13 protein-coding genes and 1 riboswitch are annotated in these 20011 nt (G+C 71.6%); of the genes, 6 read left to right on the top strand and 7 right to left on the bottom strand.

Annotation, left to right across the window (positions count from 1 at the left end):
- Positions 1-66: 66 nt before the first annotated feature.
- Positions 67-780, bottom strand: a complete 714-nt coding sequence (locus ACIBEI_RS40490; RefSeq protein ID WP_398895713.1) for a hypothetical protein — start codon at positions 778-780, stop codon at positions 67-69.
- Between the two features lie 255 nt (positions 781-1035).
- Positions 1036-2094, bottom strand: a complete 1059-nt coding sequence (locus ACIBEI_RS40485) for an NlpC/P60 family protein (RefSeq protein ID WP_398895711.1) — start codon at positions 2092-2094, stop codon at positions 1036-1038.
- A 522-nt stretch (positions 2095-2616) separates the two neighbouring features.
- Here ACIBEI_RS40485 and ACIBEI_RS40480 point away from each other — a divergent pair.
- A complete protein-coding gene (locus ACIBEI_RS40480; RefSeq protein WP_190229545.1) occupies positions 2617-2970 on the top strand; it encodes a hypothetical protein in 354 nt (117 codons plus the stop codon).
- An 88-nt stretch (positions 2971-3058) separates the two neighbouring features.
- On the opposite strand, the gene ACIBEI_RS40475 is transcribed toward ACIBEI_RS40480, so the two are convergent.
- A complete protein-coding gene (locus ACIBEI_RS40475) occupies positions 3059-4210 on the bottom strand; it encodes an NlpC/P60 family protein (protein WP_398895710.1) in 1152 nt (383 codons plus the stop codon).
- A gap of 6 nt (positions 4211-4216) precedes the next feature.
- Positions 4217-4388, bottom strand: a riboswitch (cyclic di-AMP (ydaO/yuaA leader).
- A gap of 453 nt (positions 4389-4841) precedes the next feature.
- Between ACIBEI_RS40475 and pcrA the strand changes: the two genes are divergently transcribed.
- Complete coding sequence (gene pcrA / locus ACIBEI_RS40470) at positions 4842-7334, top strand: DNA helicase PcrA (protein ID WP_398895708.1); 2493 nt, start codon at positions 4842-4844, stop codon at positions 7332-7334.
- Between the two features lie 162 nt (positions 7335-7496).
- Here the strand turns inward: pcrA and ACIBEI_RS40465 are convergent, their stop codons facing one another.
- Together ACIBEI_RS40465 and ACIBEI_RS40460 are read right to left on the bottom strand one after the other, a co-directional pair.
- Positions 7497-9209: a peptidoglycan DD-metalloendopeptidase family protein gene (locus tag ACIBEI_RS40465; RefSeq protein ID WP_398895706.1), complete on the bottom strand. Its 1713-nt coding sequence runs from the start codon at positions 9207-9209 to the stop codon at positions 7497-7499.
- Positions 9210-9544: 335 nt separating this feature from the next.
- The gene (locus ACIBEI_RS40460; protein ID WP_398895704.1) at positions 9545-10474 is read right to left on the bottom strand and encodes an esterase/lipase family protein; all 930 of its coding nucleotides are present in this window, start codon (positions 10472-10474) and stop codon (positions 9545-9547) included.
- A gap of 603 nt (positions 10475-11077) precedes the next feature.
- Between ACIBEI_RS40460 and ACIBEI_RS40455 the strand changes: the two genes are divergently transcribed.
- Entirely contained in the window at positions 11078-11479 is a 402-nt protein-coding gene (locus ACIBEI_RS40455; RefSeq protein ID WP_398895703.1) for a cobalamin B12-binding domain-containing protein, read from the top strand.
- 210 nt (positions 11480-11689) lie between these two features.
- Here ACIBEI_RS40455 and ACIBEI_RS40450 read toward each other — a convergent pair whose 3' ends face one another.
- Both ACIBEI_RS40450 and ACIBEI_RS40445 read right to left on the bottom strand, forming a co-directional pair.
- The gene (locus ACIBEI_RS40450; protein WP_398895702.1) at positions 11690-13348 is read right to left on the bottom strand and encodes a DUF5691 domain-containing protein; all 1659 of its coding nucleotides are present in this window, start codon (positions 13346-13348) and stop codon (positions 11690-11692) included.
- A 91-nt stretch (positions 13349-13439) separates the two neighbouring features.
- A complete protein-coding gene (locus tag ACIBEI_RS40445; RefSeq protein ID WP_398895701.1) occupies positions 13440-14792 on the bottom strand; it encodes an SWIM zinc finger family protein in 1353 nt (450 codons plus the stop codon).
- A 133-nt stretch (positions 14793-14925) separates the two neighbouring features.
- On the opposite strand from ACIBEI_RS40445, the gene ACIBEI_RS40440 reads away from it, so the two are divergent.
- From ACIBEI_RS40440 to ACIBEI_RS40430, 3 genes are read left to right on the top strand one after another with little or no spacing between them, the layout of a single operon-like run.
- Positions 14926-16080 (top strand): AAA family ATPase, encoded by a 1155-nt coding sequence (locus ACIBEI_RS40440; protein WP_398895700.1) that lies wholly within the window; start codon positions 14926-14928, stop codon positions 16078-16080.
- A complete protein-coding gene (locus ACIBEI_RS40435) occupies positions 16077-18575 on the top strand; it encodes a DUF5682 family protein (RefSeq protein ID WP_398895698.1) in 2499 nt (832 codons plus the stop codon). Before ACIBEI_RS40440 ends, ACIBEI_RS40435 begins: the two co-directional genes overlap by 4 nt.
- Positions 18572-19813 (top strand): VWA domain-containing protein, encoded by a 1242-nt coding sequence (locus ACIBEI_RS40430; protein ID WP_398895697.1) that lies wholly within the window; start codon positions 18572-18574, stop codon positions 19811-19813. Before ACIBEI_RS40435 ends, ACIBEI_RS40430 begins: the two co-directional genes overlap by 4 nt.
- Positions 19814-20011: the final 198 nt, after the last annotated feature.

Genomic DNA, 20011 nt, shown 5'->3' with positions numbered 1-20011 from the left:
GGCGGGGTGTCGCCAGGTACGTAGGAGGCGGGGGAAACGGAACGGTGGTGTCAGTCGGCCAGATCCTCAGTCGGCCTGATCCTCACGAGCCGGAGCCGGAGCCGGAGCCGGAGCCGGAGCCGGAGCCGGCGCTGGAGCCGTGGTCCGCTGCTCGGCGGGTGTCGGCGCCCGCGGACCCAGCACCCGCACGGCCCACCGATAGTGCCGTACGGCCTTCACCACGCCGATCAGACCGGTCAGCCAGAGGATGAATCCGATCCCCATCACGAGCACCACGTCGCTGTAGGCGTCACGTCCGGGCCTCGCCTCCGCGGGCCCCGCGAACGACGTCCACAGCCCGAACGCGCAGATGACGAGCGAGGAGAGCAGCCAGAAGAGGCTCAGGCCGGAGGAGCGCAGGCGGGCGTCGGTGGGCGGATGGCTGTCCAACCGCAGCCAGGCGTCGAGAAGTTGGCTGATATGGCGGTCCCGCCGGACGGCGAGGACGACGGCCACGACGGAGGGCGCCAGCGAGGCCAGACCGAGGACCGCGAAGAGCGGCCCCAGGATGAACCCGGTGGGATCGCGCTGCTCCAGTTGCTGCAACGGCAGTACCAGCAGCGCCCATCCGATGATCGCCGCGACCGCCAGCAGCCACAGCAGCAGCACCCGATGGACCCCGAGACTGCGCCTGCGCAGCTCCTCCAACGCCCGCCCGCGGTCCGCCAGCAGCGCCGACCTGTCCGGCCAGCCGCTGATGTACGCGGGCGGCGGCGGAGGCGGCAGCGTGGGGCCGGGCATCGAATCCTTCGGGAGGGCGACGGCGAACCAGGCGGGACGGGACGGAAGAGAGCGAGGTGGACAGGACCGGAGCGGATCGCGACCGTGCGGTGCGGCATGTCGAACAGTGCCACGCCGCCACGCCGACGCTACCCCGCCGGAGTACCCGTGCGATGCCCATCCAAGCCGGACCGATGCCCGAACGGCTTGAACTCCCCCGCTCTCTTCACTCAATCCCCTGCCTGTGCCTGCGCCTCTGCCGGTTCGCCGGACGGCTCACGCCACGCGCGTGGCCCCCGCGAACGGCATCTCGTCGATCGGCGCCACCCGCACCGGCGCCGACGGATTCGGCGCGTGGACCATCTGCCCGTTGCCCACGTACAGCCCGACATGGCTGATGCCCGAGTAGAAGAACACCAGGTCGCCCGGGCGCAGTTCGGACCGCGACACCCGCTGGCCCGAGTTGATCTGCGCGTACGTCGTGCGGGGCAGCGAGATGCCCGCGGCGCGGTACGCGGCCTGCATCAGTCCCGAGCAGTCGAAGGCGTCGGGTCCGGTGGCGCCCCACACGTACGGGCTGCCGAGTTTCCCGTACGCGTACGAAACGGCGGTCGCGGCACGGGAGTTGGGGGCAGTGGTCGACGATCCCGGGCCGACGCCCGGATCGCGCGGGCCCGCGGCGGAACGTGAGGCACGCGCGTCGTCCGCGCCGATCCGGGCCCGGTCCGCGTCCGACAGTCGCGACAGCAGGTCCCGTGCCTCTCCCAGCTTCCCGGTGACGGTCGTCTTGTGCCGCTTCAGCTCCGCCTTCCGCTCCTTGAGCGAGGTGAGTTCCACGTGGGCGGCCCCGCGCAACTGCTCGATCTCGCGCAGCTGTCGGCGTACGCGCGACACGTTCGAGGCCTGCCTGCTGCCGGCCCGCTCGGCGAACGCGGCCCCGTCCAGATACTGGTCGGGATCGGAGGAGAGCATGAGCCCCAGCGCGGGGTCGACGCCACCGTCCCGATATTGCGCGGCGGCCAGTGAACCGAGCGCGTCCCGCTCGGAGTTGAGCCGTTCCGTCCTGCGCGCCGCCTCATCCTGCAGCGTGTCCAGGCGGCCCCGCGTCCTCGTCGACTTCTCCTTCGCGCCGTTGTACTTCTCGGTGGCGACCTCCGCCTCCTGGTACAACTTGTCGACCTTCGCCTTGACCTGAGCGGGTGTCAGCTCCGGGGCGGCAGTTCCCGTCCCCTCGAACCCGGTCGCGCTCGCCGCGCCCGCCAGCGCGATGGTGAAGGCGGTGCGGGCCGTACTGCCGCCGACTGAGCGCTGTCTCGGCTTGCGGTGCGCTGCCACGTGCGATCCACGTCCTTCCGTACGGCCGCCGAGGCGTTGGTGCTGCCGCGGCGGCGGCCCTCAGGGGCCGGTTGCACGTCCGGCGGCGGCCCGCACAGGGGGAGCGGGCCGCCGCCGGACCTTTCTCGGCGGTGGTGTCCGGATGCCGCCCCTGACCCGGGCGGTGGTGGGGAGCCGGTCACCTGGTGAAGGACGCTAAACCTGGGACCGCGGCGGGGGTAACGGCATGTACGGAACTGGTGGGACTCGGACATGAGCTGACCGGGTACGACCGCGATCCGGGCCCGGGGCCGCCGACTTGACGTGGTGCGGTGACCGATGCGCGGATTGTGTGGAAACGGGCGGCGAACCGGTGCTATGGGCTCCGCCGGGTTGGGGCGCGGGAGCTGCCCGGGGCTCGTGGGGCCGACGGGGCCCGGTGCGTGGGGCAGGCGGGGCCGGGTGTGCGGGGCGGGCGGGACCGGGTGTGCGGGCGGGGGCGGTGTGCGGTGGTACGGAGGCGTTTGGTTAGTGTCCGGGCCCATGGACGTACTCATTCATGTCTTCGTCGCCCTGCACATCATCGGCATCGCGTCCCTCCTCGGCGGCTTTCTCACGCAGCTGAAGGCCATGAGCGACGGCACGGCCCGCTTCAGCCCCGCCATGCTCCACGGCGCGCTGACCATGCTGGTCACCGGCGCGATCCTGGTCGGCCTCAACCAGGCCGACGACCAGACCGTCAACAACATCAAGATCGGCGTGAAGCTGGCCCTGCTGGTCGTGATCCTCGGCCTCGTGTACGTGAAACGGGACGAGGAAAAGGTGGAGAACAGCCTGTTCGGCCTGGTCGGCGGGCTGACCACGGTGAACATCTTCATCGCGGTGCTCTGGACCTGAGCGGACCCAGGAGCCTGAGTGGAAATGGGAGAGGGCACACGCGCGCGTGTGCCCTCTCCCATTTCCACTCAGATCTACGAAAAGCCCCTCACGCCGGGCGCACCACGCTGTGGACCGGCATGTAGTAGATCGACTCCTCGCGGACGTACGCCCCCGGCTTGGGCGCGTGGATCATCATTCCGTCGCCGATGTAGATGCCGACGTGGCTGATGTCGTCGTAGAAGAAGACCAGGTCACCGGGCTGGGCGCTGTTCACGGAGACCGTCGTGCCGACCTTGACCTGGTCCCACGTGGTCCGCGGGAGCGTGACGCCGGCGGCCTTCCAGGCTGCCTGGGTGAGGCCGGAGCAGTCGTACGAGCCGGGGCCGCTCGCGCCCCAGACGTACGGCTTGCCGATCTGGGCGCGGGCGAAGGCGAGCGCCTTGTCGGCCTTGGCGGTGTAGGCGGCGGAGCCGGACCCGGAGGTCCCTGAGGTGCTGCCGGAGCCCGTGGAGGTCCCGGTGCCCTGCGCAGCCTCCTGGCGCCGCCGCTCGGCGTCGGCCGCCTGCTGCCGGGCCAGCTCGTCCGCCCTGCGCTGGGCCTCTTCCTGCTTCTGCCGCTCGATCGCGGCGAGCCGCGCCTTCTCCTCGGTGGTCAGCTTGGAGAGGAGGTCGCGCGCGGTGGCGAGCTTCCGCTGGACGTCCGCCTTGGACGTCTTCAGCGAGTTCTGCGTCCTGGTGAGCGTCTCCAGGCTCTCGGACGCCTCCTGCCGCCTCTCCGTCGTGGCGGTCTGCTGCGTCACGTAGTCGTCGACCGACTGCTTCTGGCGGCTGGTGAGCCGGTCCATCAGCTGGGTCTGGTCGAAGTAGTCCTGCGGATTGTCCGCGAGGAGGAGGGAGGCGGTGTCGGGGGCGGCGGCCCCGGTGCGGTACTGCGCGGCGGCGAACGTACCGAGTTCCTCACGCGCGTCGTTGAGCTTTTCTGTGCGGCGCGCCACGTCGTCGAGGAGGGTGTCGACGCGCTTCTTCTGCTTGGTGGTCTTCTCCTTGGCCGCGTTGTACTTCTCGCTGGCCGTCTCCGCCTGGCGGTAGAGGTCGCCGACCTTCTTCTCGACTTCCTCAAGGCTCGGCCTGGGCTCCTCGGACGGCGACGCGTTCGCCGTCTGGGAGAGGAGGGCCACCGAGGTCAGAGCCGCGGTGGCGATGGCCGGAGTCCGTATGCCCATGGGGCTGGGGGGCCGGGACCTGCGGTGTGGCGCCACGAGGGCGTCTCCTTCCGTCGTCCGCCTACCGAGTTAGCTGTCGGGTTCGGGCGGGTGCTCCGGAAGGTTTGCCCTACGGTCCGTTTCCCCGAAGGGAGTTGGACCGATTCACCCCAAGGTCGGTGGGTCCCCGGCTCCGTAGGCCACGAGGACCTGCCGGACTCGGCGGGGGCCGCTCGGCCCGGCGTGTTCGCCGGTGCGGGTCGTGCGGCCCACATAAAATTTAGCTAACTCGTGTGGCCCCTGTGAAGTTTGATGTGCGATATGCCCGATACATTTTCGTGACCTTAGCTTTGAGGTCGACTCTCGGTAGTCAATTCAGATGGGTCTGGCCCGAGTTGTCCACTCGATGAAGCCCGGCCTGCTGGAGCGCCCCCTTGGGGGCGCCCCGATAGGGGCGCGGGGAACTGCGCGACAAGCCACAACGAACCCGCACCCGCGATACGACCCCCAGGGACTTCCCGTGAAGCCGCAGGTCGACCATCTGATCGCGGACTGCCACAAGCCCCCACCGGAGAGTGACAGCCCCCGTGGCGAGCAGCCACGGAAACCCGCACGCCCGCGGAGCGAGCCCGCCGAGTTTCCAAGGTGGCGGCACGCTGTCAGTGGGGACGCCTAGACTCGGAGAGCGATGAGCAGCCTCTTTGATGACAGCTTCCTGGCGGACCTCAAGCCCTCGCGGGCCCACGAGGAGGAGCCCCCGCCGCCGCCCGAGGGCGAGGCGTCGGAGTCGGAGCCGGTTCCGGACGATTTGTTCGGCGGCCGCTTCGACGTGCCGCCGAGCCGGGACGGCTACTACCGCGACGGCGCCCCCCGCCCGCACGTGGACCCGGCCGCGCTCCTGGACGGGCTGAACGAGAACCAGCGCGCGGCGGTGGTCCACCACGGCTCGCCGCTGCTCATCGTGGCCGGCGCCGGCTCCGGCAAGACCCGTGTGCTCACGCACCGCATCGCCCACCTCCTGGGCGATCGCAGGGTGCACCCGGGCCAGATCCTCGCGATCACGTTCACGAACAAGGCCGCGGGCGAGATGAAGGAGCGCGTCGAGCAGCTCGTCGGCCCGCGGGCCAACGCGATGTGGGTGATGACGTTCCACAGCGCGTGTGTACGGATCCTGCGGCGCGAGTCGAAGCAGCTCGGCTTCACCTCCTCCTTCTCGATCTACGACGCCGCCGACAGCAAGCGCCTCATGGCCCTGGTCTGCCGTGACCTGGACCTCGACCCCAAGCGCTTCCCGCCCAAGTCGTTCAGCGCCAAGATCTCGAACCTGAAGAACGAGCTGATCGACGAGGAGGACTTCGCCGCCCAGGCCGCCGACGGCTTCGAGAAGACCCTCGCCCAGGCCTACGCGATGTACCAGTCCCGTCTGCGCGAGGCGAACGCGCTGGACTTCGACGACCTGATCATGACGACGGTCAACCTCCTGCGCGCCTTCCCGGACGTCGCCGAGCACTACCGCCGCCGCTTCCGGCACGTCCTGGTCGACGAGTACCAGGACACGAACCACGCGCAGTACGCCCTCGTCCGCGAGCTGGTCGGCACCTCCGAGCACCCCGTGGACGTACCGCCGAGCGAGCACGACCTCCCGCCGGCCGAGCTGTGCGTGGTGGGTGACGCGGACCAGTCGATCTACGCCTTCCGCGGCGCGACCATCCGCAACATCCTCCAGTTCGAGGAGGACTACCCGAACGCGACGACGATCCTGCTGGAGCAGAACTACCGCTCCACGCAGACGATCCTCACCGCCGCCAACGCGGTCATCGAGCGCAACGAAAGCCGCCGCCCCAAGAACCTGTGGACGAACGCGGGCGCGGGCGCCCAGATCACCGGCTATGTGGCCGACACCGAACACGACGAAGCCCAGTTCGTCGCCGACGAGATCGACCGCCTCACGGACGCGGGCGACGCGAAGGCGGGCGACGTCGCGGTCTTCTACCGTACGAACGCGCAGTCCCGTGTCTTCGAAGAGGTCTTCATCCGCGTCGGCCTGCCCTACAAGGTCGTCGGCGGCGTCCGCTTCTACGAGCGCAAGGAGGTCCGGGACGTCCTCGCCTACCTGCGCGTACTCGCGAACCCCGAGGACTCCGTACCGCTCCGCCGCATTCTCAACGTCCCCAAGCGCGGCATCGGCGACCGCGCCGAGGCGATGATCGACGCGCTCTCCCAGCGCGAGAAGATCAGCTTCCCGCAGGCGCTGCGCCGCGTGGACGAGGCGTACGGCATGGCGTCCCGCTCGACGAACGCCGTCAAGAAGTTCAACACGCTGATGGAGGACCTCCGCACGATCGTCGAGTCGGGCGCAGGCCCGGCGACGGTCCTTGAGGCGGTCCTCGAACGGACCGGCTACCTCGCCGAGTTGCAGGCCTCGACCGACCCGCAGGACGAGACCCGCATCGAGAACCTCCAGGAACTGGCCGCCGTGGCCCTGGAGTTCGAGCAGGAGGCCGGCGAGGGCGAGGCACCGGGCGGCCTCTCCGCCTTCCTGGAGCGGGTCGCGCTCGTCGCCGACTCCGACCAGATCCCGGACGAGGAGGAGGACGGCTCCGGCGTGATAACGCTGATGACCCTCCACACCGCCAAGGGCCTCGAATTCCCCGTGGTGTTCCTGACCGGCATGGAGGACGGCGTCTTCCCGCACATGCGCGCGCTCGGCCAGACCAAGGAGCTGGAGGAGGAGCGCCGCCTCGCGTACGTCGGCATCACGCGTGCGAGGGAGCGGCTGTACCTCACCCGGTCGTCGATGCGCAGCGCCTGGGGTCAGCCCTCGTACAACCCGCCGTCCCGCTTCCTGGAGGAGATCCCGGAGACGCATCTGGAGTGGAAGCGCACGGGCTCCCTCGGCGCGGTGTCCTCCGCCCCGGTCTCCGGCGTGGCGGCCTCCCTGTCCTCCTCGCGTTCCCGCTCGGCGGCCTCGGGCGCGTCCGGGTTCGCCACCCGACGCGGCGCCACGGACAAGCCGGTGGTGTCACTCGCGGTCGGCGACCGCGTCACCCACGACCAGTTCGGCCTCGGCACGGTCGTCGGCGTCAAGGGCACGGGAGCGAACGCGGAGGCGACGGTCGACTTCGGCGAGGAGAAGCCGAAGCGGTTGCTGCTGCGGTACGCACCGGTGGAGAAGCTGTAGCGCTGAAGGTCTGTAGTCCCCAGGGGGTATTGGCTACTGGGGACTACTTGAGGGCGGGGCCGGTCACTTTCAGCCCGTCCGGCGTTTGAGGACGAGGCCGTTCAGGCCGATGGGGGTCTGGGGGCGGAGCCCCCAGGACTCCAGCCTCAAGAGGGGCTCGCCCTAGGAGGGGTCCAGCCCATGGCTGCGCAACCACGGCAGTGGGTCGATCGCCGAGCCGCCACCCGGCCGCACCTCGAAGTGCAGGTGCGGACCGGTCGAGTTGCCGGAGTTCCCGGAGTACGCGATCGGGTCCCCGGCCTTCACCACGGCTCCCGAGGCGACCTTGTACGTGGAGAGGTGGCAGTACCACGTCTCCGTACCGTCCTTGGCCGTCACGATGACCATGTTCCCGTACGCGCTGTTCCACTGCGTCCGGACGGTCCCGTCGGTCGCGGCCATCACCGTCGTGCCGTACGAAACGGGGAAGTCGATGCCGGTGTGGACGGACATCCAGTTGATGCCGGCCTGCCCGTAGTAGGCACTGAGCCCGTGCTGGGCGACCGGCAGCGCGAACTTCGGCCGCAGCCGCTCCTTGCGGGCAGCCTCCGCCGCCGCCTTCTGCTTGTCGGCGGCCTGCTGGGCCTTCAAGTCGATACGTTCCTGCGTACGGCTCGCACGGTCGGCGAAGTCGTCCGCGTCAGCCGAGAGGTTCTCGAGCTGGGTGTCCAGCTGGTTGTTCGCGGCCGCCGGCTTCACGGCGCTCGCGTCGGGCGCGGCGGCTGTCGTCCGCGCCTCGTCGTTGCTGCTGCTTCCACCGGTCACGGACGCGGCGGCGATTCCGGCGACGCCCATCACACACGCCGAGGGCACGGCGACCGTCAGCAGAGCGGAACGCTTCGGCGGGGTGCGGCGGCGGGAGCGGGGCGCGGAACGGCCGGCCGCACGTGACGCGGAGCGGCCGGCCGGGGCGGCGGTGGCGACGGAGGTGGATTCCTCGACGTCGTCGAAAGGCACGGGTTCGTCGTGGCTGTGGCTGTGGCCATTGGTACCGGAGTCCGCGTCGGCGTCGTCGGAGGGGGTGAACTCGCCTTCCGCGGTGACCTGTTCCTCGTACGGGACCCGCTCGAACGCGCTGGTGGCCTGCTGGTCGTACGACTCGTGCCGGTCGTAGGCCTCGTGGTGGTCGTACGACGTGTGCGGGACGGCCGATGTGTGCTGGTCGGCCGGATACGACTCGTGCTCGGCCTGCGCCTGGTGGTGGATCTGTGGCTGGACCTGGGTCTGGTTCTGCTGGTTCTGGTCGCCGCCGTCCGAGTTCCACGCCGTCGCGTCGTACGTGCCGGTCTCGAAGGTCGGCGCGGTCCACTGCTGGGTGGGGGCGACCGGATCGGCCTGGAGCCAGGCGTTCGCGTCCCACTGGCCGGTGCCTTCGGGGCCCGCGGCCTGCGTCGGGATCTCGCCGAGCTGCTGGTAGCCCGAGTTCGACCAGACACCGCTCGTGTCATAGCTGCCGGTCTCGAACGCGGCGTGGTGCTGGGCCGCGTACGGGTCGTAGTTCAGCGTCTGATGACTGCCGGTGGCCCACTGGGTGGCGTCGTACGAACCGGTGCCCGCGCCGCTGCCGTCGTTACCGCCGCCGTTGCCGGGGAGGTCGCCGAACAGGGGGTCGGTGTCGAAGGTCGTCGTCGCGTAGGCGCCCGTCGTGTCGTAGCTGCCCGTCGTCCCGTACGTGCCGGAGGAGTTGGCGTCAAAACCGGTGGCGGAGTAGCCGTCGTACATGGTGAAGTCGCCGTACTGGACGCCCTGTTCGCCATAGGACGCGTAATGCGCCGAGGCGGCCTCGGGGGCCGGAGCCGGGGGAGTTGCGGTCCCCGACGGGTGACGGTCGTTCACCAACTTCTCTTTCGCCTCGACGACAGGGGCTGGCAGAGCAGTGCGGTGACTGTACCCGGCGGTACGAGGGCGCGACAATCTTCGGCGGCTTTCCTCCTCTCAGGAAACGGGCATTCGGCCGCCTTTCGGCGGAGGGCGGGCACAGCTTTGGCCTGGCGTTCGATGAATGTTCGAAGAAACGTCGGTCCTGGGAGCCGGTTGAACGGATTCGGCGGCGCCTTCCGGTTGTGCCGGTTGGCTTTTGCGCCGCTTGCGCTCCGCCGCTTCCGGTTGGCTCACTCACCTTCTGGCTCTGGCGCTTCCGGTCACGCCCCTGCCCGTGGTGACCCTCTCGGTCACGCCACCGTCAGACCGTCGGCGCGGGCGGCGGGGACGGCGGCGGGGCGGGCCTCCGTCTCCTCGGCGTCCAGGGCCTGCCGGACGCCGACCGCGACGGCCGGGTGCACGGGGAGGGCGAGATGCCCGATCCCGCTCACGCGCACGTTCTGAACGAGCAGGTCCGGGTGCTCGATGCAGGCGGTCTCCAGCGGGTCCATCAACTGGTCGAGGTCGCTCCAGAAGCTCACGAACCGCGTCCGGCAGTGCGGCGCCGGCTGGCACAGCTCGTCCAGCACGCCGGAACCGGGGCGCATCTGGCGGACGATCGGGTGCGCGTTCATCAGCGGGACGACCCGTGTGCCCGAGTGCGGCGTGCCCAATGTGACGAGGGTCCGGACGCGGACGTCACCGCCCAGGCACTGCACGTAGTAGCGCGCTATCAGCCCGCCGAGGCTGTGCCCGACGATGTCCACCTCGTGACGGCCGGTGCGCTCGCAGATCTCCTCGATGTGCCGGCCGAGCAGCTCGGCGGCGGTCCGTATGTCGCAGGTCAGCGGGGAGTAGTTGAGCGACTCGATCTGCTGCCTGCCGTGCTGGGCCAGCGAGCGGCGCAGCATCACGAAGACGGAGCGGTTGTCGATGAAGCCGTGCAGCAGGACGACCGGGGGCCTGGTGGGGGTGGGGAGCCGGGTGGTGTCGGGGGTGTCGCCGGTGTCGGTGTCCGTACCTGCGCCTGTGCCGGTGAGGTCGGTCGGGGCCCCGGGTGGGGTCGGGGTCGGGCGGCGCTCCGGGGTGATGCCGGTGGGATAGAGGAGGAGATGGCCCGCGAGGATCGCGATCTCCAGGGCGGTCGCCTTCAGGAGGGTCAGTGAGAGTCCGGCCAGTCTGCCGGGGAGCAGGCGCTGGCAGAGCGGAAGAAGGGGCGACACTGCCCTGGTGACCTTCATGGCCGACCTCCCGTCGGCGCACGGGAGGACGACTCCGTCCCCCGTGTGCCCTCGTGAGAAGCCGATGACGAGGAAGGCGGTGCACGTGCGGCGCGTGTGACGCCGGTGGAGCGACGGGCGGGCCCGTCGTCGTGCGATCGCCGGTGCGCCGCACCACCTTGCCGCGCGGCTGACGGCGCGGTGGTGCGGCGACCTCGTAGCGGCTCCCCTTGCGCCCGGTCCGGCCGCGGTCCATCGGCCGCGGGGTGCGGCCCATGTGCCGCGTGATGCGGGACCGGTGCGCGGCGAACTTGTCCCACCGTGTGATTTCCCCCTCGGTCCACACCGCGAAACTGCCGGTGACGGGATGGTGGCGATAACGTTCGTTCACCTTCCCCGGCCGTGTCGTGCGGGGTTGCTGTGCCACCGGGGCATATCTGACGTGAGCGCGGTGGCGGCGAGTCGCCGTCGCGGCCCTCGGGTGCTATCAGTCGGTACAGGTCCGAGTGGAGCTGTGTGGATCTCCGTGGATCTCCGTGGATATCGGCGGAGCTCCGCAGGTCCCCGCGGACCGTGCAGGTCGGTAGGTCGGTAGGTCGGTGTAGTCGGTTCATGGAGGCAGTGATGGGTGTGGCAGCCGGTCCGATCCGCGTGGTGGTGGCCAAGCCGGGGCTCGACGGCCACGACCGCGGGGCGAAGGTGATCGCGCGGGCGCTGCGGGACGCGGGTATGGAGGTCATCTACACCGGTCTCCACCAGACGCCCGACCAGATCGTCGACACGGCGATCCAGGAGGATGCCGACGCGATCGGGCTGTCGATCCTGTCCGGCGCGCACAACACGTTGTTCGCCGCGGTTCTTGAGCTCCTGAAGGAGCGGGATGCGGAGGACATCAAGGTGTTCGGGGGCGGGATCATTCCGGAGGCGGACATCGTGCCGTTGAAGGAGCTGGGTGTGGCGGAGATTTTTACGCCTGGGGCGACTACTGGGTCGATTGTTGAGTGGGTTCGGGCGAACGTGCGGTAGGGCTCCGCCGGGGGCGGGGGGTGCGTGGGTGGCTTGGCTTGTGTTGTGGGTGCGGGTTGGTGGGGGCTGGTCGCGCAGTTCCCCGCGCCCCTTGAAGGTGGGTGGGGTTGAGGGTGTTGCGAGGTGCTGTGGGTCTGCTGAAGGTGGGTGGGGTGAAGGCGGTGCGAGGTGCTGTGGGTCTGTGTCTTGGTTCCGGCTACGCCCGGGCGCTTACACCTCCTCGAGTTCTCGTTGCATCGCTGCTCGTAGGCGCAGGGTTGTGACCAGGCGTTGGAATGATTCCGACCAGTAGCTGCCGGCTCCGGGGGCCGCGTTCTCCGGTTCGTCGGGGATGGCGGTGAGGGTTTCGAGGTGGGGGGCCTCCGACGGGTCCAGGCAGCGTTCGGCCAGGCCCATGACTCCGCTGAAGCTCCATGGGTAACTGCCCGCGTCGCGTGCGATGTCGAGGGCGTCGACCACGGCCCGCCCCAAGGGTTCCGACCAGGGCACCGTGCACACTCCGAGCAGCTGGAACGCCTCGGACAGGCCGTGCACGGCTATGAAGCCCGCCACCCAGTCGGCCCGCTCCGCGGCTCCCAGCGTGCCGAGCAGCTTGGCCCGCTCGGCGAGAGACACCGCGCCAGGTCCGCCCGCCTCCGGTGCGGCCGGAGTTCCCAGTAGTGCCCTGGACCAGGAAGGGTCGCGCTGGCGCACCGCGGCCCGGCACCACGCGGCATGCAGCTCGCTCTGCCAGTCGTCCGCCACGGGCAGCGCCACGATCTCCTCCGGCGTACGTCCCCCGAGCCGCCGCGACCACGTGCCGAGCGGTGCCGCCTCGACCAACTGGCCCAGCCACCAGGACCGTTCACCCCGCCCTGCCGGAGCCTTGGGAACGACTCCGTCCCGCTCCATGCCCGGATCGCACTCGTGCGGCGCCTCGACCGCTATCGTCGGCGTGCCCCGCGTGTGGTCGACGGCCACGCAGGACACCGCGCGCTCCGCCATCCGCCCGGCGAGCGCCGAACCGGGCAGCGCTGACAGCAACTCCGCCGCCGTCGCCCGCACATTGCGGCTCCGGTCGGCCAACGCCCGCTCCAGGAACGGCTCGTCCGCCGGGCACAGCCCCGTCCGCAACGAGTCGAGGAACATCAGCCGGTCCTCGGCCCGCTCCGTCGCCCACGTCGTGGCCAGCAGGTCCCGTGCGGCCGCCGCGTCCCGGGCTCGTATCCCGGAGAGGAGCGCGACCCGCTCGGCGAACAGCCCCTCCTCCCACAACTCCCGTATGCGATCGGGCTCCTCGGGCCCGGGCAGGGCCGCCCCGCCGCCCGGCGTCGAGCGCAGCGCGAACCGCCAGTCCGCGTTCAGCCGGGCCAGCCACAGCGCGCGCGGCCCCGCGAACGCCAGCACCGCCGGCCGCAGATCCGTCCGCCCCCGGGCCGCGTCGAGGAGCGCGGGCAGTGCCTCCGGGCGTGGCGCGAACCCGCGCCGGTTCGCCGTGGTGAGCCACTGCGGGAGCAGCTCCATGAGATCGGGAGCCGAGCCTCTGCGGCCGCCACTGCCGCCGCCGGACCCCTGCCGGTCGGCGAGCAGCATCGCGAGTCTGCGTGCCGCCGCGGGCGGCAACAGCGGACGGGGGTCCGGCGGCGCGGGCTCCACCCGCGCCGCCGCCCGCCCCGGCCGCATCCCGGCCCGCCGCCGCACGGTCTCCACGGCCGCCGCGTCCAGCAGTGCCGTCGGTGCGTCCCGGCCGGCCGGAATCCCCGACGGCGTACGCCGTGCGGTGCCCAGGAGCGCCGCGGTCACGAGCTCCTCCCAGCGGCTCCCTCCGGACGCGTCCGTGGACGCCGTGTCGGTGGCAGGCGTGTCGGTGGCAGCCGGGGTCCTGTTCATGAGCGTCCCTTCCATGGATCCACCAGAGCCGTGAGGTCGGTCGGGTCGGCCAGGCCCGTAGTCGGCGAGGCGGCCGGGAGCAATGTCGTTGTCAGCACAGCGGCACCGCCTCGCCGGGGCCCTCCGGCCAGGCTGTGAGGGGCGTGAAGCCGCGGTGGCCGCACTCTCCGAAGACCGTGACCGGTGTGCCGCCGGAGAGGGCGACCAGGCGCCACAGGCCGGAACCGGACCGGGCCGCCGGGGCGAGAGGGAGCGCCAGCTCGCCGTCGGCGTCGGCCAGTTGCCAGGTGTCGCCGTCCGGGGTGGGCATGACGCGGCCGAGTGTCACCGGGTGGGAGTCCAGCCACGGGTCGTCCCGGAGCGCCTCGCCGTACGTGGCCGCCGCCTGCGCCACGCTCACTCCCGGCGGACGGACCGCCGTGGGCGCCGGAGGCGTGAACTGCTCGCCGAGCGCGGCCCGCAGCTGCCCCGCGCCCGGATACGCGGACACCTCCGCGTCGAGCGCCAGCCCGACCGGCAGGGCCAGTTCGGGCGCGCGGCCGGCCGCGCCGTACGACAGGAGCAGGACCTGGCGCGCCGATTCCGCCCCGTGCAGCCAGATGCGACGGGTGGTCAGGCGGCTGTCCGACGTGTCGTACTGGGCCAGGACCAGCCAGTGGTCGCGGACCGGTGGGCCGTCCGCCGATCCGGTGAGCCCGATCCGTGAACGGACCGTCGCGGCCAGGCCGTCCGGCAGCCGCTCGCGGCGCAGCCAGCCCTGGTCGAGGAGATGGAGCAGCGCGCACTCCTCCAGCAACCGCACCGGCCAGCCTGGGCCCGACGACGGGATCGCCCCCAACTCCCGTACGCGGGCCGCCAGTCCGGACGCCTGCGCGTCGACCATCCGGGCCGCCGTCTCCTCCCACAGCCCGTACCCCGCCTGCTCCGCCGTGGCCAGGCCGCCTCGGAGCAGGTCGGCCAGCCGCTGCTCCAACTCCGCCGCCCCCGCGGTGATGTGCTCGGCCCGCCGCTCCGCCCTGCGCCGCGCGGCCTCCGGATCACCCGAGGCCGGGGAACCCGCCGCGCTCGCCGCTCGTTTGTCGTCCGCGCGCTTCCTCCTCGCCTCCGTCCACTCTTCCGCCCAGTCCGGCACTTGCCCCCGCGGCACCGTGCCGTCCTCGCCCGCCCAGAGCAGCAGCAGTCCCAGCGCGTGCTTGCACGGGAACTTGCGGCTCGGGCAACTGCACTTGTACGCGGGCCCGGTGGAGTCCGCGATGTCGATCACCGTCCGATACGGCCTGCTGCCGCTTCCCCTGCACAGTCCCCACACCGTCCCCTCGTCCGTACTGCCCGCCTCCGACCACGGCCCTGCCGCGCCGAGCTTGCTGCCCGCCTTGCGTGACGCTGCGTCAGGCGCCAGTGCCAGCACCTGATCCGCAGTCCAGCGCACCCCCTGCTGAGTCATGTCATCGAAGGTAGGTCCCACCACTGACAATCGACCCCGGCGAGCACGTTTGTGCAGGTCAGAGCGATTGTCAGTGGCGTAGTGCACGGTGGAACCAGATCCGAACCGGCCGAGCCGCAAGGGGGACCGCTCCATGTCCGTGTCCGTCGACCAGACGTCCGTCGAACCGAGCCAGCACCACTCCGCGCACACACGGGAAGCAGCGGAGGGCGAGGCGCTGCGGCCGCACGCCGAGGACGCGTTCGCCGCCGAGCTCGCGGCGCTGGCCGCGCAGGACGACCGCCCTCGTCCGGTCCGCTGGCGGATGTCGCCCTGGGCCGTCGCGACCTACCTGCTCGGTGGCACACTGCCGGACGGCACGGTGATCACGCCGAAGTACGTGGGCCCGCGCCGCATCGTCGAGGTCGCCGTCACCACGCTCGCCACCGACCGGGCCCTGCTCCTGCTCGGTGTGCCCGGCACGGCCAAGACATGGGTCTCCGAGCACCTGGCCGCGGCGGTCAGCGGCGACTCCACCCTCCTCGTGCAGGGCACGGCCGGCACACCGGAGGAGGCGATCCGCTACGGCTGGAACTACGCGCAACTGCTCGCGAACGGCCCGAGCCGGGACGCGCTGGTGCCCAGCCCTGTCATGCGGGCCATGGCGGAGGGAATGACCGCCCGGGTCGAGGAACTGACCCGCATCCCCGCCGACGTACAGGACTCGCTCATCACGATCCTGTCGGAAAAGACCCTGCCGATACCGGAGTTGGGCTCGGAGGTGCAGGCGGTCCGGGGCTTCAACCTGATCGCCACGGCCAACGACCGCGACCGCGGGGTGAACGACCTGTCGAGCGCCCTGCGCCGCCGCTTCAACACGGTCGTCCTGCCGCTGCCCGAGAGCGCCGACGCCGAGGTCGACATCGTCTCGCGCCGAGTCGACCAGATCGGCCGCTCCCTCGACCTGCCCGCGGTGCCCGACGGCGTCGACGAGATCCGCCGCGTCGTCACGGTCTTCCGCGAACTGCGCGACGGCCTCACCGCCGACGGGCGTACGAAGCTGAAGTCGCCCAGCGGCACGCTGTCGACCGCGGAGGCGATCTCCGTCGTCACGAACGGCCTCGCCCTGGCCGCCCACTTCGGGGACGGAGTCCTGCGTGCGAGCGACGTCGCCGCGGGCATCCTCGGCGCCGTCGTCCGCGACCCGGCGGCCGACCGCGTCATCTGGCAGGAGTACCTGGAAGCGGTCGTCCGTGAGCGCGACGGGTGGAAGGACTTCTACCGCGCCTGCCGGGAGGTGAGCGCGTGAGCGACCGCGACGGGGGGACCGGGCCCCTGCTGCTCGGGGTGCGCCACCACGGCCCCGGCTCGGCCCGGGCCGTACGGGCCGCGCTGGAGGCGGCGGGCCCGCGCACCGTACTCATCGAGGGGCCGCCGGAGGCCGACGCGTTGATCGCGCTGGCCGCCGACGAGGACATGCGGCCGCCCGTCGCCCTTCTCGCGCATGTCGTGGACGAGTCGGGCCGGTCGGCGTTCTGGCCGCTCGCCGAGTTCTCGCCGGAGTGGGTGGCCGTCCGCTGGGCCCTGGAGCACGGGGTGCCGGCCCGCTTCATCGACCTCCCGGCCGCGCACACGCTGGCATGGGGACGGGAGGAGACGACAGGGGAGAAGGAGCCGCCGGAGGAGGGAACGGCGGACAAGGGAGAGGGGGAGCCGGGGGGACTTCCGTCCGAGCCCGCGGAGGCCGTGCGGATCGACCCGCTCGCCGTCCTCGCCGAGACCGCCGGTTACGACGACGCCGAGCGGTGGTGGGAGGACGTGATCGAGCACCGGGGGGCGCGCGACGGGGACGCGTTCGCACCGTTCGAGGTGCTCGGCGAGGCGATGGGGGCGCTGCGGGAGGCGTTCGGGACCGGGGGACACGAGCGGGACCTCGTGCGGGAGGCGTACATGCGGCTCCAGGTGCGGGCGGCTCAGCGGGAGTTCGGGGACGACGTGGCCGTGGTGTGCGGTGCCTGGCACGTGCCCGCGCTGCGGCAGCGGACCACCGTCGCCGCCGACCGGGCGCTGCTGAAGGGGCTGCCCAAGGTCAAGGCCGACATGACCTGGGTGCCCTGGACCCACCGGCGGCTGTCGCGGGTGAGCGGCTATGGCGCGGGTATCGACTCGCCGGGCTGGTACGGGCACTTGTTCGTGGCCGCCGACCGCCCGATCGAGCGCTGGATGACGAAAGTGGCCCGGCTCCTGCGCGACGAGGACCGGCCCGTCTCGTCCGCGCACGTCATCGAGGCGGTGCGGCTCGCCGACACGCTCGCCGCGATGCGAGGCCGCCCTCTGCCGGGCCTGACCGAGACCACCGACGCCGTACGGGCCGTGATGTGCGAGGGCTCGGACGTGCCGCTCTCACTCGTGCACGACCGGCTCGTCGTCGGTGACGTCCTGGGCGAGGTGCCCGCGGCGGCTCCGGCCGTGCCGCTGCAGCGCGACCTCGACCGGCTCCAGCGGCGGCTGCGGCTCAAACCGGAGGCGCAGGAGCGGGAGTTGGAGCTCGACCTGCGCAAGGAGAACGACGCCGGGCGCAGCAGGCTGCTGCACCGGCTGCGGCTCCTCGGCATCGAGTGGGGCGAGCCGACCGCGTCGCGCGGCAGCACCGGTACGTTCCGCGAGACCTGGCGGCTCCGCTGGGAGCCGGAGCTTGCGGTGCGGGTCGCCGAGGCCGGCGTGTGGGGCACGACCGTGCTCGCCGCCGCGACCGCGAAGGCGGAGGCGGACGCCATCGGGGCCCGGTCCCTCGCCGACGTCACGGGCCTCGCCGAGCGCTGTCTCCTCGCCGAACTCCCGGACGCGCTCCCGGTGGTGATGCGGATCCTCGCCGACCGCGCCGCCCTGGACGCCGACGTCGGCCACCTCGCCCAGGCGCTCCCCGCCCTGGTCCGCTCCCTCCGCTACGGCGACGTACGCGGCACGGGTACGGAGGCCCTCGCCGAGGTCGCCGCGGGGCTCGCCGAGCGTGTCTTCGTGGGGCTGCCCCCGGCCTGCGCCGCACTCGACGCGGACGCCGCGGAGGAGATGCGCGGGCATGTGGACGCCGTGCACGGGGCGGTGGGGCTGCTGGGGGAGGGAGAGGAAGAGGAAGGGGGACACGGGGAAGACTCCGCCTCCCGTGCCGGCATACGTGGCCGTTGGCACGGTGTGCTGCGCACGCTCTCCGGGCGGGACACGGTTCCCGGGGTCGTCCGGGGGCGGGCCGTGCGGTTGCTGCTGGACGACGGGGCGTTGGGGCAGGAAGAGGCGGCGCGGCTCATGGGGCTCGTGCTGTCGCCGGGGACGGAGCCGGCGGACGCGGCGGCGTGGATCGAGGGCTTCGTCGGCGGGGGCTCCGGGGGCGGAATGCTCCTCGTGCACGACGAGCGGCTGCTCGGGCTGGTCGACGCCTGGCTGACCGGGGTGCCGGGGGACGCGTTCACGGACGTGCTGCCGCTGCTCAGGCGCACCTTCTCGGCGTACGAGCCCGGAGTGCGCCGCACCCTCGGCGAACTGGTCCGGCGCGGACCGGGAACCCGCGGCGCCGCGACGGCCACCGCCGCGGGCATACCCGGCTTCGCCCCCGACCTCGACACCGCACGCGCCGACGGGGTGCTGCCGGTGCTGCGCCTCCTGCTGGGGCCGGACGAAACCGCGGGCGCCGACGGCGCCGTCGGCAGCAGCACCGTCGGCAGCAGCGCCGACGACAACGGCGCTGACGACAGCAGCAGCAATGACAACGGCGCCGATGACAACGACCTTGTGGGGGTGGGCCGATGAGTGCGGGAGCGGTGAACACGGGGGTGACCGACCAAGCCGAGGCGCCCGAGACGGGCGGCGTTCCCGAGCAGGCCGGCGCCGGCGACGAACGGCTTCGCCGCTGGCGGCTCGTGCTCGGCGGGGAGGACGCGGACGGCACCGGGTGCTCGCTCGCCGGGCAGGACGCCGCGATGGACGGAGCGCTCGGCGCGCTGTACGGGAACGGCAAGGGGGGCAGGGCGCGGGCGGGGAGGGAGCGTTCGGCGGGGCTCGGGGCGTCCGCGCCGTCCGTCGCCCGGTGGTTGGGGGACATCCGGACGTACTTCCCGTCCTCCGTCGTCCAGGTCATGCAGCGGGACGCCATCGACCGGCTCGGCCTGTCCACCCTGCTCCTGGAGCCGGAGATGCTGGAGGCGGTGGAGGCGGACGTCCACCTGGTCGGCACGCTGCTCTCGCTCAACAAGGCCATGCCCGAGACGACCAAGGAGACGGCGCGGACGGTCGTACGCAAGGTGGTCGAGGACCTGGAGAAGCGGCTCGCGACCCGTACCAGGGCCACTCTCACCGGCGCCCTCGACCGCAGTGCCCGTATCAACCGGCCCCGCCACCACGACATCGACTGGAACCGCACGATCTCGGCCAATCTCAAGCACTACCTGCCCGAGTACCGCACGATCGTGCCCGAGCGGCTCATCGGGTACGGGCGCGCGTCGCAGTCCGTGAAGAAGGAGGTCATCCTCTGCATCGACCAGTCGGGTTCGATGGCGGCGTCGGTCGTGTACGCGTCGGTGTTCGGCGCGGTCCTCGCCTCCATGCGGTCCATCAACACCCGGCTCGTGGTCTTCGACACGGCGGTCGTCGATCTGACCGACCAGCTCGACGATCCGGTCGACGTGCTCTTCGGCACGCAGCTCGGCGGCGGCACGGACATCAACAGGGCGTTGGCTTACTGCCAGTCGCAGATCACGCGCCCCGCCGACACCGTGGTCGTCCTCATCAGCGACCTCTACGAGGGCGGCATCCGGAACGAGATGCTCAAGCGGGTCGCGGCGATGAAGGCGTCGGGCGTGCAGTTCGTGACGCTGCTCGCGCTGTCCGACGAAGGGGCTCCGGCGTACGACCGTGAGCACGCGGCGGCGCTCGCGGCGCTGGGCGCACCGGCGTTCGCCTGTACGCCCGACCTCTTCCCGGACGTGATGGCGGCGGCGATCGAGAAACGCCCGCTGCCGATACCGGACACCGGGAGCACGGGGCAGTAGAGGCGGCAGCGGAGGGAAGGAGGGGGTAGACGCGGCGGAGCCGAAAGACGACGGATAAAGCGGACATGAGTATCCATCGGTACCAGGGGACTTGCGCGACCTCGGGAGTCCCGTGCAAGGATCGGCGGGTCTTCAGAGGGCGCGCAGCCTCGTAGCCGCGCCCCGGTTCGCTCCACTCCGCCCCACCTCACCTCACGT

Origin of the sequence: Streptomyces sp. NPDC050988 (genome assembly GCF_044456225.1) — a bacterium.
Lineage (GTDB): Bacteria > Actinomycetota > Actinomycetes > Streptomycetales > Streptomycetaceae > Streptomyces.
This window is presented reverse-complemented; position numbering and strand designations above follow the sequence as displayed.